Origin of the sequence: Oceanobacillus zhaokaii, from assembly GCF_003352005.1 — a bacterium.
Classification (GTDB): Bacteria; Bacillota; Bacilli; order Bacillales; family Amphibacillaceae; genus Oceanobacillus; species Oceanobacillus zhaokaii.
Genome location: NZ_CP024848.1, coordinates 3,697,022 through 3,714,076, shown reverse-complemented (window position 1 = coordinate 3,714,076; position 17,055 = coordinate 3,697,022). Strand labels below are relative to the sequence as shown.

Below are 17,055 nucleotides of genomic sequence, written 5' to 3'. Positions count from 1 at the left end.
GTTGCTTGGTTTTTTTTTAAGCAAATGGAGAATATTTAGCAAAAATAATCGGATAAAAGCACCAGCATAAAGCAATCATAACCAGAAAGAAATGCTAGATTCCTCCATGTAATATAAATGTAATATTTTTGTAAAAATAGATTGCAATTCACTCATAGTTGAATAATAATGGAGATATTACAAAATATTACATAAATGGGGAGAAAGACGATGAAAAAAAGAAAGGTTTGGCTTGGGGTAGGTATTGGCTTAGCAGTATTGCTAATTGTTGGTGGGGGATTCATTTTTTACAATATGAATACAGCAAATCCGGTATTTGGCAGTGAGGAATTTCCGTTGTATGCAGAGAATGTGTCTGATTTTATGGGGATGGAAATGGATATGGGTGCATTTGCAGCATTCTCTGGAAAAGTCGAGGCGGAAAGAATGGAAAAAATCTACTACGACCCTGCAGAAGGAACTATTAAAGAGGTGTTTGTCTCTGAAGGTGATGCAGTGGAAGAGGGGACCACATTATTTGAATACGAGCCAGAAGAGGACCTTTCAATCGAAAAAGATCAAAAACAAATTGAACTTGAAATGGCTTATATGGATATCAATCGTTTGCAGAAGCAAAAGGAACGATTGGAAAAGCAGATCAAAAATGCAGGAGCAACTGCAAGTGAAGTACCGGAAGAAGAAGGGGAAGAGATTTCCTTTGCAGATGAAAAAGAAACACTACAGCAAGAACTTGATCAGGTTATTTTCGATTTACGAATGAGTAACCTTCAAGCTGGCCAAGTACAGAAGGAAATTGAAGCTTTCAAAGAGGAAGAAAAATCTCCAGTTGTCGTAAGTAAAGGACCAGGTATTGTTCAGACGATTAATCAAGATTTACTTGCTGGTGCACCATATGGAGAAGAGTCAGGTGCAAGCGGTCCGTTATTAACAATCGTTTCCACAGGTGCATATTTAATTAAAAGTGAAGTAAATGAATTATTACTAGATACGATTGCTGTCGGTGACAAAGTTCAAGTATCGACGAAAAAAGGAATAGACGGGGAATGGATTGGTGAAATTACTGAGATTGGCAAACTTCCGGTAGGTGAAGGTGAAGGCGATATGAATCAGGAAATGTATTACTATGAAGAAGGCAATCCACAAACATCCAAGTATCCATTTACTGTTTTGCTGAATGAACATGAAGGTCTTGAAATCGGCTTTCATGTGAACCTTGCACCAATCACAGGGAATTCTGAGTCCGAACCATCAACAGGAGCAGTTATGATCCCAATCGATTATATTGTTCAAGATGAAGAAGTGCCCTTTGTATGGGCTGTAAATTTAGAAACAAATGAAACGTACAAGCAGGAAGTGGAATTTGCTGAAACTGATGACGGATATATGGTGGAAATTCTTACTGGTTTAACAATGGATGATTCGATTGTGTTCCCCGATCCTTCAACTTCAATTGAGGAAGGAAAGAAGGTTGAGGTCCTTGACTATGATACAACTGAAGAATATTAATAAGTCTTACCGGTTAGGGAAAGAGGAAATCCCGATTCTTCGTGAAATAAATCTAAATGTTGAAGAAGGAGAAATCCTAGCGATTATGGGACCGTCTGGATCTGGGAAAACATCCTTGATGAATATTATCGGTTGTCTTGATCGTCCGAATACAGGAGATTATGTGCTTGATTCTATGGATATATTAAAGCTTAAAGAAGGCAAATTAGCGGAAATCCGCAATCGGTCAATTGGCTTTGTCTTTCAAACCTTCCATCTATTACCAAGGTTAACGGCTCAGCAAAATGTTGAATTACCACTGATTTATAGTGGGGTGAAGAAAAGGGAGAGAAAAGAAAGAGCAGCAGCTGCGCTTGAAAGAGTAGGACTTGCGGAGCGTGCAAACTTCCGTCCATCCAAGATGTCAGGTGGACAAAGACAGCGAGTGGCAATTGCTCGTGCGCTTATTAATGAACCGAAATTTATTTTAGCCGATGAACCTACTGGAGCGCTCGATTCTAAAACAGGAGAACAAATTTTGTCCCTTTTTCAAGAACTTAATGCAAGTGGGGTAACGATTATCCTAATTACTCATGATAAGGAAGTTGCTCGGAAAGCGGATCGAGTTGTTTTAATCCGTGATGGTGAGCTGATTGATGAAGGGAGTGACGTGATTCGTGCTTGAGAACATTCGCGCATCATTTCAATCCATTTGGAATCATAAGCTCCGTTCTGTGCTTACAATGCTTGGTGTTATTATTGGGATTGCGGCAGTTATTGCCATCTTCGCGATTATTGAAGGTGGTAGTGAAGAATTAAAAAGCAATTTAATTGGTATGGGTAAAAATACAATTAATGTCGTTTATGAAGAAGCAGATATGTATGGTGAAGAAGGAATGTATGGTGGTGAGGTTTCCAATAAAGCTGCGCCACCGATTAAAGAAGAGGCTATTGAAGAAATATTAACGTATCCTAATGTTTCTGGCATGTCTGTTTATCATGAAGGCTGGAATGAAGTCTATCATTTAATGAATATTAGTCATCCACGAATATATGGAGTGGATGAGCGTTATTTTGACATGTTTGAAGCTTCCATAGTGGAAGGGAGAACTTTCTCGGAAGAGGATTATGAGTCATACAGCCAAGTGGCATTAATTAACGAAATGGTACTTACTGAGCTGTTTCCAGAAGGAGACGCACTAAATCAAAGCCTCGATATATCTGGCACACCATTTCGGGTAGTTGGTGTGTTTACGAATAATAATGGGGAAAAGGATAATGAATGGTACTATGAGGAACCGATAATCTATTTGCCGAAGACAATCTGGCCAATCATTAATGGCTTTGATGCGCCAATGCAGGTTGCGGTTCAAGCAGATTCCTCAGATGCAATACAAGAGGTTGGGACATCTATAGCGGGTCGGCTAAATGAAGACTTGCCACCATTTGATACAGCAATCTATCAGGTAGCTGATTTTGAACGAATGATGGAAGAAATGGGAGAGTACAATCGTATCTTTGCCTTCATCCTCGGTGGAATTGCAAGTATTTCCTTGCTCGTTGGTGGAATCGGCGTAATGAATATTATGCTCGTTTCCGTAACAGAACGTACACAGGAAATCGGTATAAAGAAAGCGCTCGGTGCTAAGCGGCATGTCATTTTAGCACAGTTTTTGACAGAATCGATTGTGCTGACAAGTTTAGGTGGAATTGTTGGGATCCTCTTAGGTATCGGTATTGCCAAAATTGTATCTGAGTTTGCCAACATGCCATTTTTCGTATCGATACCAGCCGTCGTTGGTTCGTTTGTTTTCTCAATGTTGATTGGAATAATCTTTGGACTACTTCCATCAATTAGAGCATCAAAACTACAACCAGTCGAAGCATTACGACATGATTGATAAAAACGGAATGGGGAATATCCATTCCGTTTTTCCCTTTCACGGCGCGGTTTCGCCTTCTAAAGGTTTGTTACTTTTGATTATTGGCAGTTGATTTAGATTGCGAATTAGGCAATGTTGATTGCGGCACGAGGATAGTTTCACACCGTAGTGCAATGGTGATATTAGTGTGTTTATCGCTCTGAAATTGTAAGATTGCACAAATTCAGCGGAGAAAATACACGAAGACTCCTGCGGGAGGAAGGCTCACCAGCCCCCCGCGGAAAGCGAAGTGTATTTTCGAAGCGAGTGGCCTGTGAGTAACCTTTGCCCTAGAGTAGTTTGCAGTTTATATAAATAGTGACAAACTTGTTTTCCTTAATGAACTACAATCCCCAAGAATCATTCTCCAAAATGATGTATAATATAGTATTAGAAAACCTATCCTTGTAGTTATGGATAAGGTAAATCGTTTCAAAAACAAAAGTATGTCATTTACAATAGAGATAAGAAGTAATAGAAGGTAGGTTACTAGTATTTTGAAAAAACTTAGTGAAATGAATATCCAGAAATTATTTCCATCTATTATATATAAGCGCGGTTTAGAATATTTTAATCGAAAAAAGGTGAATAATCTTTTATATGATATAAATAATCAGGTCTGGACGGCGACTGTTCAAGGATCTGAGAATTATTTTGTAGAAATAGACATGAAGGATTACGCGAACGGTTCAATTGATACATTTTGCGACTGTCCAGCATTTGATACATTTGGATCATGTAAGCATATTGCCGCTACACTAATAGGCATTGCGAACAAAGAGTCAAATAAAACTCCTGGATTTGCAAACTATGATTATCAACAAACAAATCGTTTCATCCAAGCACTCAGTTCACTACGTACTCAAAATATGACAACCGACATACTGCCAGAGAAAGCAGCAATGCAAGTTGAATATTACTGCAAATGGTCCTATGACAGAAATTTATTAATAGAATTGAAGGCTGGAGAGAAGCACTGTTATGTAGTGAAGGACGCCTATGACTTTTTAGAAAATATATTACAAGGAAATGAGCATTTCTTTACGAAGAAATTCACTTATAATCCAGAATCTCATTATTTCCTGCAGCAGGATTTGGAAATCTTTGAAATGCTGTATTCGATTAGAAATAATGAGAAAATATATAATGGCTATGATAGTTACCACTTTCAGCGGAATGTTAGTGATAAACGGTCGATAATTGTGCCGCCGCTTATAGCTGAATCATTACTTCAAAAGCTGATTGAACGGGATTTTACGGTGGAATCATACGGACATCTTTATCGCCACATTGCCATTGAAAAAGAAACTCTGCCTTTTCAGTTTTTATTAACGAAAAGTGAAAATGATGAGTTGATGTTGCAGATGGATGAGGTTAAGGATGCAACTTATTTTAAGGAATATGAAATGTTATTCCATCAAGGAATATTTTATTTTCCGCAAAAAGAACAGCTTCCAATCGTTGAAGAGGTCTCCCGTTTTGGTATGGAGGACTTGCGATTACCGATCACAAAAAAACAAGCCGACATTTTTATGTCAGAGGTTATACCTTCATTGAGAAGAATTGGTAAAGTCGAAGCATCAGAAAAGGTAACAGAAGAGATTGTTCAGGTTCCACTTAAAGCGAAGCTATATTTAGAGGTGAAGGAAGACTGGATTATCGGTAAGCTGGAATATCATTATGGAAGCCATCTAATCGATCCCTTCAGTGGGCGCAAGCAGGGGGATGTCATTATTATTCGAGATGTGGAAAAGGAACAGCAAATCATGCAGTTAATCGAGCATGCTAATTTTCACTATAATGGCAAGGATCTTTATATCGAAGCAGATGAAGAGGAAATGTATGATTTTCTTTATTATGTGATGCCACTTCTCGATGACTATGTGGAGCTGTTCATGACAGCAGAAATTCATCATCTAATAGTAGAAAATGATCCAGCACCTAGTACGAGTGTGCGATTGGAATCGGCTACTAATTTACTGGAGATTGGCTTTAATATTGATGGCGTAGATGATTCAGAGATTAATAAAATTCTTGATGCAGTAATTGAGAAAAAACGTTATTATCGTTTACAAAGCGGGGCGCTAATGTCTTTAGAAGGGGAAGAATTTGCTTCTATGCAACGATTTTTCCAAGATATGGACATTAAGAAACGAGATTTACATGATGGGAATGTTCAAGTTCCTGTTTATCGAGGTACACAATTAGATGAATTAATTGATACGAAAAAGAATTATGATCCATCCTTTCGCCAACTATTACATCATCTGCGAGCGCCTGAGGAACAGGTCTATGAACTGCCAGATAATCTGAATGCGTCACTTCGGAATTATCAAATGACGGGATTCCAGTGGTATAAATCATTAAGTCATTATCACTTAGGAGGAATTCTAGCAGATGATATGGGGTTAGGTAAAACGTTGCAAAGTATTGCCTACATTGCTTCAGAACCAAGTGAAAATGGCTGGCCGCATCTTATTGTTGCACCATCCTCGGTTGTTTACAACTGGAAAAATGAATTTGAGAAATTTGTTCCCGATTTAAAAGTGGCTATTTTAACAGGGCAGCCCGCTGAGCGCCATCAAAAAATTGCGGAGAGCATGGACATGGATGTATGGATCACTTCCTATGCAACATTGCGCCAGGATATTGATATTTATCGTGAATTAACCTTCCAATCGTTTATTTTGGATGAAGCACAATTTATCAAGAATTATGCAACAAAGACATCTAAGGCAATGCGGGAAATTAAAGCAACACGTCGTTTCGCATTAAGTGGGACACCGATTGAGAATACAATTGATGAGCTGTGGGCAATTTTCCAAGTTATTTTACCTGGACTAATGCCAAATCAGCGAGACTTTAAACAATTATCAAACGAAAAAATTGCGATGCTAACGAGACCATTTATTTTACGACGCTTGAAAAAGGATGTTCTAAAAGAGCTGCCAGAGAAGATAGAGTCGGTTAGTGTGTCAGAGCTGACGAATGATCAAAAGGATTTATATGTCGGTTACTTACGTCAAGTGCAACAAGAGGCCGCACAATCGATGCAGGAAAGTGGATTTAATAGAAACAGGATGAAAATATTAGCTGGCTTAACTCGCTTGCGTCAAATTTGTTGTCATCCCTCTTTATTTATTGAGAATTACCAAGGGGGATCGAGCAAGCTCGAGCAATTGATGGATACGGTAAAGACCGCACTTGAAAATGGCAAACGAATGCTGATTTTCTCGCAGTTTACAAGTATGCATGAACTTATTATTGAGCGCTTGGCAAACGAGGGGATTGACTACTTCTATCTAAATGGATCAACTCCGGCTAAGGATCGAGTTGACATGAGTGAACGCTTTAATAATGGGGAGAAGAATATTTTCCTTATTTCATTAAAGGCTGGTGGGACGGGACTGAATCTCACTGGTGCGGACACCGTTATTCTTTATGATTTATGGTGGAATCCCGCGGTTGAGGATCAAGCAACAGGTCGTGCCCATCGATTTGGTCAAAAGAACGTTGTGCAGGTTATTCGTCTCGTAACAGAAGGGACAATTGAAGAGAAGATTTATGAGTTGCAGCAAAAGAAACGTGAGCTTATCGATCAAGTAATCCAGCCAGGGGAAACAATGTTGTCTTCCTTAAGTGAAGCGGATGTGCGAGAACTATTGAGTATCTAAAAAACCGATACATGGCCTTGTGCCATGTATCGGTTTTTTCATTACGTGTTTGCTTTCAGTAATAACAATTAAACTAACCAATCTGAGATGAGACTTTCATAAAACTATTGATTCAAGGTAAAGAGCTTTCTTGGTCGTCCTTTTAAGTATGGTCTTTCTTCCCCGGAGACTCTGATGACCTCACCTGTAAGAAGTTTATTGACTGTTCGTTCTGCACTTCGTTTCGTAACTTTATAGAAAACGGCAATATCATTTGAAGAAAATGGTTCATTATTGCGGTTTGTAATGAATTCAATAAAGTTATAGGATAATTCATTATTTAATCTAGCTTTATGAATGAGTGCTTGATATAGCTTGGATGTATCGACATGTTTTGTAACTCCTATCGGCCCAATTAATTCCTGTCTTTCATTCATAATATAACTAATGCTTTTCTTCTCTAAATTGCAGGCCTTTAAAGCTAATTGTGCATTATTTTCAGCTTGCTCTGGTGATAATCCAAGTCCAAAGCCAATATTAATAGGCAATTGTAATTCATTAGTCAATTCATGAAATATAGGGAAATCACGATAGTGTTTAGTTAAATAGTCTAGCAAGCTTTTCGTACCAACGATTGTAACCTGATTATTGCACGTCGCAAAAACAGCTGCATTGGTTTTACTTGCAAAACGAGAGAATGCTTCTTTTATCTTGTTTATCTCGATTTGAACGACGTCGTCCTCATGAATTGTTTGTACAGAATTTTTGATAGCGGCATAGCCAATGACGACTTGTGAACTTGTTTTCTTATTAAAACGAATCATAGATGCTGCTATGTTAATTGCTTGTTCAATATTTTTAGAAGGAATATGCATCATGCTGACTGGTATACCTAATAAATGGAGTCTTTCTTTCACTTCATTGCTCGAGGTTAGTACATGATTAATTATCCCATCGCTCCACAGACTTACATGATGATCGATGATGGCATCTAAATCGACGATAGTATCTTTTTGGTAGGTGTATTGATATGCGTTCTTACTGTCAATATTTAACTCTTGAAGCATAGAATTAATATTTGTTCCTTCAATAATATCTATTGAAAGTCGATTGGTGATATGTGGAGAATGCATCATTAAATAATGTACAGATGATATTATCGTATGTTCATCGAACTCCACCCGTACCACTGGTAAACGTTTTTTCTCCACTTTCTCTTTTACATATAAATAGGAAATAGGTTCTGTAAATATGTATATATCACACATGAATGCTTTTTCAATCAACTCCAGTACTTCTTCTTCTTCTTCATAGCGAAAAGGAATAATTGCGATATTTTGACTATTTTCTGCGATTGTTTTTGACCTTGTTATTATCTCTGTTCTACCAAACATTGCGATTTTAATACTCATCTCAGCTCTGCTCCTTTACCGTAAATAATGCATGTATTCAACGAACGCTTTTACAATTATTAAATAATTCATACTATCATATTGAATTTTCTTACTATTGTCAAGAAATGAATTTGAATTATAGGAAAATAAGCTCAATTCCTACAGTTCGCAGACGTTATGATATGATTGAAGGAGTGGAAAGATTCGTTTTATGGGGAGGTAGTAACGTGAACAAGTTATCGGAGATTATGAATGTTGAAATACCAATTATTCAGGCAGGGATGGCTGGAGGCATTACAACTCCTGAATTGGTCGCAGCAGTTTCGAACGAAGGGGCTTTAGGAACAATTGGTGCTGGTTATCTAAGCGCTTCTTCGTTAAAAGAAGCGATTCGAGGAGTAAAAAGCTTGACTAACAAACCCTTTGCAGTAAACTTATTTGCTGCAAACTTAGAGGTATTCACAGAAGACATTCAGGAAATGCAAGCGTTTTTGAATACCATTAGGACCACCCTTGAAATAGATTCTGGCAATGACCTAGTAAAAGTGAATGATTACTTACAAGAAAAAATATATATCATTATTCAAGAGAATGTTCCAGTAGTCAGCACGGCATTTGGCAGTTTGTCTTCGGTATTAATTGAGCGGCTTAAAGATAATAATGTAAAACTGATTGGTATGGCAACGAATTTAAATGAAGCAAAGCAACTGGAAGATGCAGGGTATGACCTTGTTGTTGCACAAGGATATGAAGCAGGAGGACATCGAGGTACCTTTGATACCGTTAACAATCCCAACGGCAGTGATATAGGTTTGATAACGCTAGTGCAGTCGTTTATCGATCAAATAAATATTCCCATAGTTGCTGCAGGGGGAATATATAGGAAAGAGCAGATTGATGCACTAATCCAAATGGGTGCAGCTGGAGTGCAATTAGGAACTGTATTTCTTATGGCGAAGGAAGCGGGTACGAATCCTTCTTATCGAAGAGCAATAATAAAAGCAGAAATGGACGACACGGTTATCACAAGATCGTTCACTGGAAGGCCGGCTAGATTGATACATAATTCTTTCGTACAAAAAGTAGAAGAAAGCAAAATTGAAGTTTTACCATTTCCAATTCAAAATGAATTAACAAAGGATATTCGGGCAGCGGGTAGTGAGTTTGCAATTGCCAACGTGCAGGCACTATTTGCTGGCCAAGGCGTAGGGGCACTCAAAAAAGAAGAGACAGTCGAAGAAATTATCGCTAAATTAACTTAACCGCTAAGTGAAGAGCCCCCACTATTTTGTTATAGTGGGGGCTCTTTAATAGCTCTGCTCATTATTATCGTTTGGTTTTTAAATAAATTGCGTTGTATATGTAATGTTGATTTACGCTCTGGTCATCGGTTAAAAGGAGGTGTTGCCATCTCATTTTTTAAAGACTTAGTTAATTGATTGTAATACTACAATCCTGGCGGAGGAAATACACGGAGACTCCTGCGGGAGGAATGGCCTAGGTGAGACTGCGAAGTGCGTTAGTGCGAGGAGGCTCACCAGCCACCCGCGGAAAGCGTAGTGTATTTCCGGAGCGGTAGGCCTGTGAGCCCTCCTCACTATTTTGTTTTCTTATAAATAATAGATAACCAACAAAACTACCAAAATAATAAATAAGGCAATTCCTTGAAATTTTATAAAACGGTAGAATTTCTCATTCTTGCTCTCCGAAGGTAAAGGCTTCTCCTTCCATTCCTCTAGATAATCGGGATGCCTCGACATCACGCTCCAAAACCTTCTAAAACCAAATGTAATTCCATCAAAGAAGCCACCTCGTTTTATATACAGAAACAATCCGATAATAATGTAGAGAAGAGAAATATAAAATAACGTATTGATAAAATTGGTGATATTATACTGATCAGAAAAAAAGAGGAATAAGAGTGAGGTAATAATTAAATTTAGGACAAGATATAGATACTGTTTATCTCTCATGTTAGTTCCACCTATAATTCTAATAATTTTATCGTCAAAGTAGCTGTAACGAACGATAGTATATCATAATCAAATAAAAAAGTTGAATAAAACGATTTAACAAATATTTCCAAAATGAGGCTAAAGCCACAGTTATAGCGACATTGTTCGACAGAAGTTAGCAGAAATTATACTATATTGTAAAAAAACTTTGCATTCTTATTGGAATAACGATATAATTCTCATTACAAGTAAATGAATAGCTTCTTTATCTTGAATTTTCAGAAAAAAACAACTATAGGGAGGTCAAAGAAATATGAAGCTTAAAAATTGGGCATTATTACTTGCCTTTGGTTTATTATTAAGTGTCCTGGTTGCCTGTGGCGGAGGAGATGGTGGTACAAAAGAATCATCTGACAACGCAGAACAAGGAGCAACAGGTACAGAAGATACAGCAACAGAAGGAGAAAATGTACTTAATTTTGTTAATGGGGATCAAATTCCATCTATGGACCCTTCGTTAGCAACAGATGAATATGGCTTCCAGTTCTTAGGAGCAACAATGGAAGGTTTATATCGTCTAGGTGAAAATGCACAACCTGTTGAAGGTATTGCAAAAGATCATGAAGTAAGTGAAGATGGTCTTACATGGACATTCACATTGCGTGAAGACGCAGTATGGTCCAATGGTGACCCAGTAACAGCGCATGACTTTGTATATGCATGGCAACGTGCAGTGAATCCTGAAACTGGATCAGAATACGGTCCATACATGATGAGCGGTGTTATCAAAAATGCTACAGCTGTAAGCACAGGTGAAGCACCAGTTGAAGACTTAGGTGTTAAAGCAGATGGTGACTTCACATTAGTTGTTGAATTAGAAAACCCAACAGCATATTTTGAGTCATTAACAACATTTGGTACATTCTTACCATTGAACCAAAAATTTGTTGAAGAACAAGGCAATAAATTTGCTACAAGTTCTGACACATTATTAGCTAATGGACCATATGTTTTAGAAGACTGGGAGAGTACAAGCAACTCATGGAATCTTGTGAAAAATGAAGAATACTGGGATGCTGAAACAGTACAGTTAGATAAAATGACTTATGAAGTAGTTAAAAAACCACAAACAGGTGTCGATCTATATGAAGCAGGTACAGTAGACCGTGCTCCATTATCATCTGATCTTGTTGACCAATATGCTACACATGAAGATTATACAGTTGAACCACAAACATCAATATTCTATTTGAAAATGAATCAAACTAGAAACGAAGCACTTGCTAACAAAAATATCCGTGCTGCAATCAGCAGAGCATTTAATAAAGAAGCGATTGTTAATGAAATTCTAAATAATGGATCACTCGTTGCAAATGGAATTATTCCTGCTGACTTTTCACGCTTGCCAGAGGGCTCACCAGATGCTGGTAAGGACTTCCGTGAAGTTAGTGGCGATCTTGTAACATATGATGTTGAAAAAGCACAAGAATACTGGGAAAAAGGTCTTGAAGAGCTTGGAACAGATACAGTAGAACTTGAGTTACTTGGTGATGATGGTGAAAGTGCTAAAGTAATGGGTGAATATTTAGCTAACCAATTATCTACAAATCTGCCTGGTTTGAAAGTAACATTGAAAAACGTTCCATTTGAACAACGTCTTGATTTAGATACAGCAATGGATTACGATCTTCTAATTTCAGGATGGGGACCAGACTTCCTTGATCCATACACTTTCTTGAACTTATTCTTGACAGATGGTGAAAATAATAAGATGGGTTATTCAAATCCTGAATACGATGAATTAATCAATGCAACAACAACAGAACTTGCAACAGATAATGTAGCAAGATATGAAAACTTCTTAGAAGCTGAAAAGATTTTATTTGAAGATGCAGCAATTGCACCAATTTATCAAAAAGCAGTAGCACAGCTACAGTCACCAAAAGTAGAGGGTGTTATTGTAAACCCATTTGGCCCAACATATGAATATAAATGGGCTAGTGTTGGTTCCGCTGAATAATTGTTTGATTTTTGCTAATCGAATAAGCTAATCAATAATTGACAAGAGAGTTTGCCTCCAAAAGAGTCATAACTCTCTTGTTCCATTGTGAGAAAAATATCTTATAATATTGAACATTTTGTGTTCCTTATGAATTTAATTTGAATCTAGGAGGTGCTGGTATGTTCCGCTATATATTACGACGGTTATTCTATATGTTAATTACGCTATTCATTATCGCTACTGTTTCATTCTTCCTTATGAAAATGCTACCTGGTAGCCCGTTAAATGCTGAAGATAAACTTAGTGAACAACAAAAAGCAATCGTATTAGAAAAATACGGCTTAAATGACCCTGTACCTGTGCAATATTTGAAGTATCTTGGTGGATTAGCACAAGGTGATCTAGGAATTTCCTTTGCTTTTGATAACACACCAGTAACAAAAATATTAGTGGATCGTATGGGTCCTTCACTACAATTAGGTCTTCAATCATTGTTGATCGGATCTTTTCTAGGAATAATCTTGGGATTAATTGCAGCAGTATTCCGTAACGGTGCTATCGATTATACCTCAACAGTAATCGCTGTGTTAGGATCCTCCATCCCCAACTTTGTTTTTGCAGGACTTCTGCAATACGTATTTGCAGTTCAATTAGAATGGTTCCCTGTTGCATTATGGGGAGGATTTGAATATTCAATCCTGCCAACCATTGCATTAATGATATTCCCGATGGCTACAGCTGCCCGGTTTATTCGAACGGAAATGGTGGAAGTATTAAATTCCAACTTTATTCTTACCGCTCGTGCGAAGGGAATTGGAGAAGCTGGAGTTGTATTTAAACATGGATTACGTAATGGGTTAATTCCGTTAATTACGGTTATTGGACCAATGGCAGTAAGTATGCTGACAGGGTCGATGGTTATTGAACAAATTTTTGCTATACCTGGAATTGGAGAACAGTTTGTCACGTCAGTTCTCGTAAATGATTATCCAACAATTATGGGGACAACCTTGTTATTTGCTTTCTTATTTGTTGTAATTATTTTAGTAATTGACCTCCTTTACGGATTAATAGATCCTAGAATAAGAGTTTCGGGAGGTAATAGTTAATATGGCTACAAACGATCAAAATAAGATACCAAAGGAACTGCTCGTTCCATTAGTACGAAAAGAAGATACTAGTGAAAAGATTTCTGGTCCGAGCAGAACTTTTATGCAGGATGCTAGAAGAGCCTTTTTCAAAAATAAATTAGCAGTAGTTAGTGTAGTTTTAATCATTATCGTTATCCTTATGAGTATTTTTGGACCGTCTATGAATGAACATGGTTCTGACGATCAGGATTTAATGAGAGCGAAGATGCCTCCACATGTACCCGTCTTAGAAAATATTTCTTGGCTTGGTTTTGATGGAACGTTAAGTGGAAAGTACCGCGGTAATGATGTTGAAGCGGCGACTGCAAATGCTATTGCACGTTATGATAATAATGAAGATTTTATAGATATAGAAGTTGTTGATGAAGGCGACGGCAGCAGAAACTCTGCAGTTGTTAATGCGACTTATCATATCTACGATGCGAAAGACATGTCTGACGAGTATTTCTGGTTAGGAACGGATACACTCGGTCGTGATCAATGGACACGTCTATGGGAAGGTACTAGAGTTTCATTGATCATTGCATTTGTTGCAGCGGTCATCGGACTTGTAGTAGGTGTTGCTTACGGTGGTATTGCCGGATTTTATGGTGGGAAAGTCGATAACGTCATGATGCGAATCGTCGAGATTCTTGTCGGGATACCGAACCTCGTCGTCATTCTATTAATGATGCTCGTCCTCCAGCCTGGGATAACGTCGATTGTCGTCGCCCTCTCTATTACAGGATGGACAGGGATGGCACGGATTGTCCGTGGTGAAGTATTAAAACTTAAAAACCAAGAATTTGTTCTTGCAGCACGAACCTTGGGTCAAACAAATGGCAAAGTAATAATGAAACATTTATTGCCAAATATTAGTGGGATTATAATCATCAATACGATGTTTACAATTCCCGATGCAATCTTCTTTGAAGCATTCTTGAGCTTTATTGGTCTAGGTATTGTTCCTCCAGATGCATCACTCGGTTCATTGATTAATGCAGGTTTTGATAATTTGAGATTATATCCATATTTATTAGTGTACCCAGCAGTCTTGATTTCGTTAATTATGATTGCATTCAATCTAATTGGGGACGGATTACGTGATGCGTTTGATCCGAAAATGCATAAATAAGAAGGTAGGTGTTATTAAATGAGTAAATTATTAGAAGTCAAAGATTTAAAAGTATCATTTAACACCTACAATGGCGAAGTACAAGCTGTTCGCGGTGTAAGCTTTGATTTAAATAAAGGAGAAACACTAGCAATTGTTGGTGAGTCAGGTTCAGGTAAATCTGTAACATCGACAACGCTAATGGGATTGCTTCCGAAACCACAAGGATTTATCAAATCAGGTCAAATCCTGTTTGAAGGAGAAGACCTTGTTAAGAAATCAGCGAAGGAAATGCAGAAAATCCGTGGTAATGATATTGCAATGGTGTTCCAAGATCCGATGTCTTCCCTTAATCCAACAATGAAAGTTGGAAACCAGATTATGGAAGGTCTGATCAAACATCAAAATATGAATCGTGCAGACGCAAAGAAAAAAGCAACAGAGTTATTGGAATTAGTTGGGATTCCACATCCAGATGTTCGTATGAATCAATACCCACATCAGTTTTCTGGTGGGATGCGTCAACGTGTTGTTATCGCAATTGCACTTGCATGTAACCCTAAATTATTGATTGCTGACGAACCAACAACAGCACTTGATGTAACCATTCAAGCACAAATCTTGGAATTGATGAAAAAAATCCAAGAGGAAACAAATAGTGCGTTAATTTTTATTACCCATGACTTAGGGGTAGTTGCGAATGTTGCTGACCGAGTGGCAGTAATGTACGCGGGGAAAGTAGTAGAAGTTGGAACGGTAGATGATATCTTCTATAATCCGAAGCACCCATATACATGGGGATTACTCGGCTCCATGCCAACACTGGATAGTTCGGATGAAGAGCTGTATGCTATTCCTGGAAGTCCTCCAGATTTGCTTAATCCTCCAAAAGGGGATGCATTTGCACCAAGGAACAAGTTTGCTCTTGAAATTGATACTGTGATGGAGCCACCGATGTTTAAAGTATCGGACACACATTATGCAGCGACATGGTTGCTTCATGAAGATGCACCGAAAATTGAGCCTCCAGAATCCGTAAAGCGTAGAATGCAAGGTTTTTCGAAAATGGAAGGTGAACAATAATGGCAGAAGATAAATTATTAGAAGTTATTAATTTACAGAAGCATTTTGATGTCGGACGAAACAAAACGGTTAAAGCTGTTGATGGTGTATCCTTTGATATTCTTCGTGGTGAAACGTTTGGACTTGTTGGTGAATCAGGATCTGGAAAATCGACAACGGGAAGAACAATCATCCGACTGTATGATGCAACAGGTGGAGAAGTTAAGTTTAATGGTGAAGATGTTCATGGGAAAAAGTCCAAAAAAGAATTATTAAAATTCAATCGTAAAATGCAGATGATTTTCCAAGATCCATCTTCTTCACTAAATCCGCGTATGACGGTATTGGACATTATCGCAGAGGGATTAGACGTTCATAAATTAGTTAAAAACGAAAAAGAACGGAAAGAACGTGTGGAAGAATTATTAGAAGTCGTTGGTTTAAACCGCGAGCATGCAACAAGATTTCCGCATGAGTTCAGTGGTGGACAACGACAACGGATAGGGATTGCTCGTGCACTTGCGGTAGAACCAGAGTTCATTATTGCCGATGAACCTATCTCTGCACTGGACGTATCGATTCAAGCACAGGTTGTAAACTTGCTGAAAAGATTGCAAAAAGATCGTGGGCTAACGTACTTATTTATTGCGCATGACCTTTCAATGGTTAAATATATTAGTGATCGAATTGGTGTAATGTATTTAGGGAATTTAGTAGAACTTGCAGATAGTGAAGAATTATACAATAACCCAATTCATCCATATACGAAATCACTGCTTTCAGCAATACCTCTGCCAGATCCTGAATATGAACGTAATCGCAAACGTATCACATATGATCCAACAGTACACGATTCAAGTGAAGTACCTGAATTTAGAGAAGTGAGCCCAAGACATTGGGTACGTTGCACTACAAAAGAATTTGAGCAGTACAAGAAAGAAGCTGCTCAAAAATAGAATATAGAGACAAGGAAGCTTAATCGCCTCCTTGTCTCTTTTTGTTTTTGAAGAACGGAGGCAGTCGCTGAATAGATTGGCTATGCATAGTTTTTAGTGAAAAGATCACAAACCACTGATTTTTCCTAATTTTTTTCGACAAAATTAGACAATATTATGCCTATTCGCTCAATATTATTATTTATGAATTGTTTGACAATTGAGTGAACCTATGTGTAAAATACAACTACAAATATGATTTTTAAAAGGGGGATTTTGCGTCACCGACAGGCATGGTCACAGCCAAGTTTTCTAATAAGGATGATACATAATTATTTCTTTTGTGCATAGGCGGATAGACATAGAATATGTGAGTCAGAAGAATTATTGGTTTTAATATATC

The 17,055-nt window shown here is 37.8% G+C and carries 12 protein-coding genes; 10 read left to right on the top strand and 2 right to left on the bottom strand.

From position 1 onward, the window contains the following. Positions 1-210: 210 nt before the first annotated feature. The 4 genes from CUC15_RS18115 (at position 211) to CUC15_RS18100 (ending at position 7,081) form a co-directional block, all read left to right on the top strand. A complete protein-coding gene (locus CUC15_RS18115) occupies positions 211-1,506 on the top strand; it encodes an efflux RND transporter periplasmic adaptor subunit (RefSeq protein WP_114918018.1) in 1,296 nt (431 codons plus the stop codon). Further along, on the top strand, positions 1,484-2,170 hold the full coding sequence (locus CUC15_RS18110; RefSeq protein ID WP_114918017.1) for an ABC transporter ATP-binding protein: 687 nt from the start codon (positions 1,484-1,486) through the stop codon (positions 2,168-2,170). The genes CUC15_RS18115 and CUC15_RS18110 overlap by 23 nt, the downstream gene beginning before the upstream one ends. Further along, positions 2,163-3,386 carry an ABC transporter permease gene (locus CUC15_RS18105; RefSeq protein ID WP_114918016.1) on the top strand — a complete coding sequence of 408 codons (1,224 nt, stop codon included), beginning with the start codon at positions 2,163-2,165 and terminating at the stop codon, positions 3,384-3,386. The genes CUC15_RS18110 and CUC15_RS18105 overlap by 8 nt, the downstream gene beginning before the upstream one ends. A 518-nt stretch (positions 3,387-3,904) precedes the next feature. Beyond that, positions 3,905-7,081, top strand: a complete 3,177-nt coding sequence (locus tag CUC15_RS18100) for a DEAD/DEAH box helicase (protein WP_114918015.1) — start codon at positions 3,905-3,907, stop codon at positions 7,079-7,081. 104 nt (positions 7,082-7,185) lie between these two features. On the opposite strand, the gene CUC15_RS18095 is transcribed toward CUC15_RS18100, so the two are convergent. Next, complete coding sequence (locus CUC15_RS18095; RefSeq protein ID WP_114918014.1) at positions 7,186-8,472, bottom strand: hypothetical protein; 1,287 nt, start codon at positions 8,470-8,472, stop codon at positions 7,186-7,188. A gap of 209 nt (positions 8,473-8,681) precedes the next feature. Between CUC15_RS18095 and CUC15_RS18090 the strand changes: the two genes are divergently transcribed. Continuing rightward, positions 8,682-9,716 carry an NAD(P)H-dependent flavin oxidoreductase gene (locus tag CUC15_RS18090; protein WP_114918013.1) on the top strand — a complete coding sequence of 345 codons (1,035 nt, stop codon included), beginning with the start codon at positions 8,682-8,684 and terminating at the stop codon, positions 9,714-9,716. Positions 9,717-10,064: 348 nt separating this feature from the next. Here CUC15_RS18090 and CUC15_RS18085 read toward each other — a convergent pair whose 3' ends face one another. Then, the gene (locus CUC15_RS18085) at positions 10,065-10,427 is read right to left on the bottom strand and encodes a DUF3899 domain-containing protein (RefSeq protein WP_114918012.1); all 363 of its coding nucleotides are present in this window, start codon (positions 10,425-10,427) and stop codon (positions 10,065-10,067) included. Between the two features lie 295 nt (positions 10,428-10,722). Between CUC15_RS18085 and CUC15_RS18080 the strand changes: the two genes are divergently transcribed. The 5 genes from CUC15_RS18080 (at position 10,723) to CUC15_RS18060 (ending at position 16,673) form a co-directional block, all read left to right on the top strand. Continuing rightward, entirely contained in the window at positions 10,723-12,429 is a 1,707-nt protein-coding gene (locus CUC15_RS18080; RefSeq protein ID WP_114918011.1) for a peptide ABC transporter substrate-binding protein, read from the top strand. Between the two features lie 161 nt (positions 12,430-12,590). Beyond that, the gene (gene opp3b, locus CUC15_RS18075) at positions 12,591-13,520 is read left to right on the top strand and encodes an oligopeptide ABC transporter permease (RefSeq protein ID WP_114918010.1); all 930 of its coding nucleotides are present in this window, start codon (positions 12,591-12,593) and stop codon (positions 13,518-13,520) included. Position 13,521: 1 nt separating this feature from the next. After that, on the top strand, positions 13,522-14,676 hold the full coding sequence (gene opp3C / locus CUC15_RS18070) for an oligopeptide ABC transporter permease (protein WP_114918009.1): 1,155 nt from the start codon (positions 13,522-13,524) through the stop codon (positions 14,674-14,676). 18 nt (positions 14,677-14,694) lie between these two features. Further along, positions 14,695-15,738 carry an ABC transporter ATP-binding protein gene (locus CUC15_RS18065; RefSeq protein ID WP_114918008.1) on the top strand — a complete coding sequence of 348 codons (1,044 nt, stop codon included), beginning with the start codon at positions 14,695-14,697 and terminating at the stop codon, positions 15,736-15,738. Continuing rightward, positions 15,738-16,673 carry an ABC transporter ATP-binding protein gene (locus tag CUC15_RS18060; protein WP_114918007.1) on the top strand — a complete coding sequence of 312 codons (936 nt, stop codon included), beginning with the start codon at positions 15,738-15,740 and terminating at the stop codon, positions 16,671-16,673. Before CUC15_RS18065 ends, CUC15_RS18060 begins: the two co-directional genes overlap by 1 nt. Positions 16,674-17,055 lie beyond the last annotated feature (382 nt).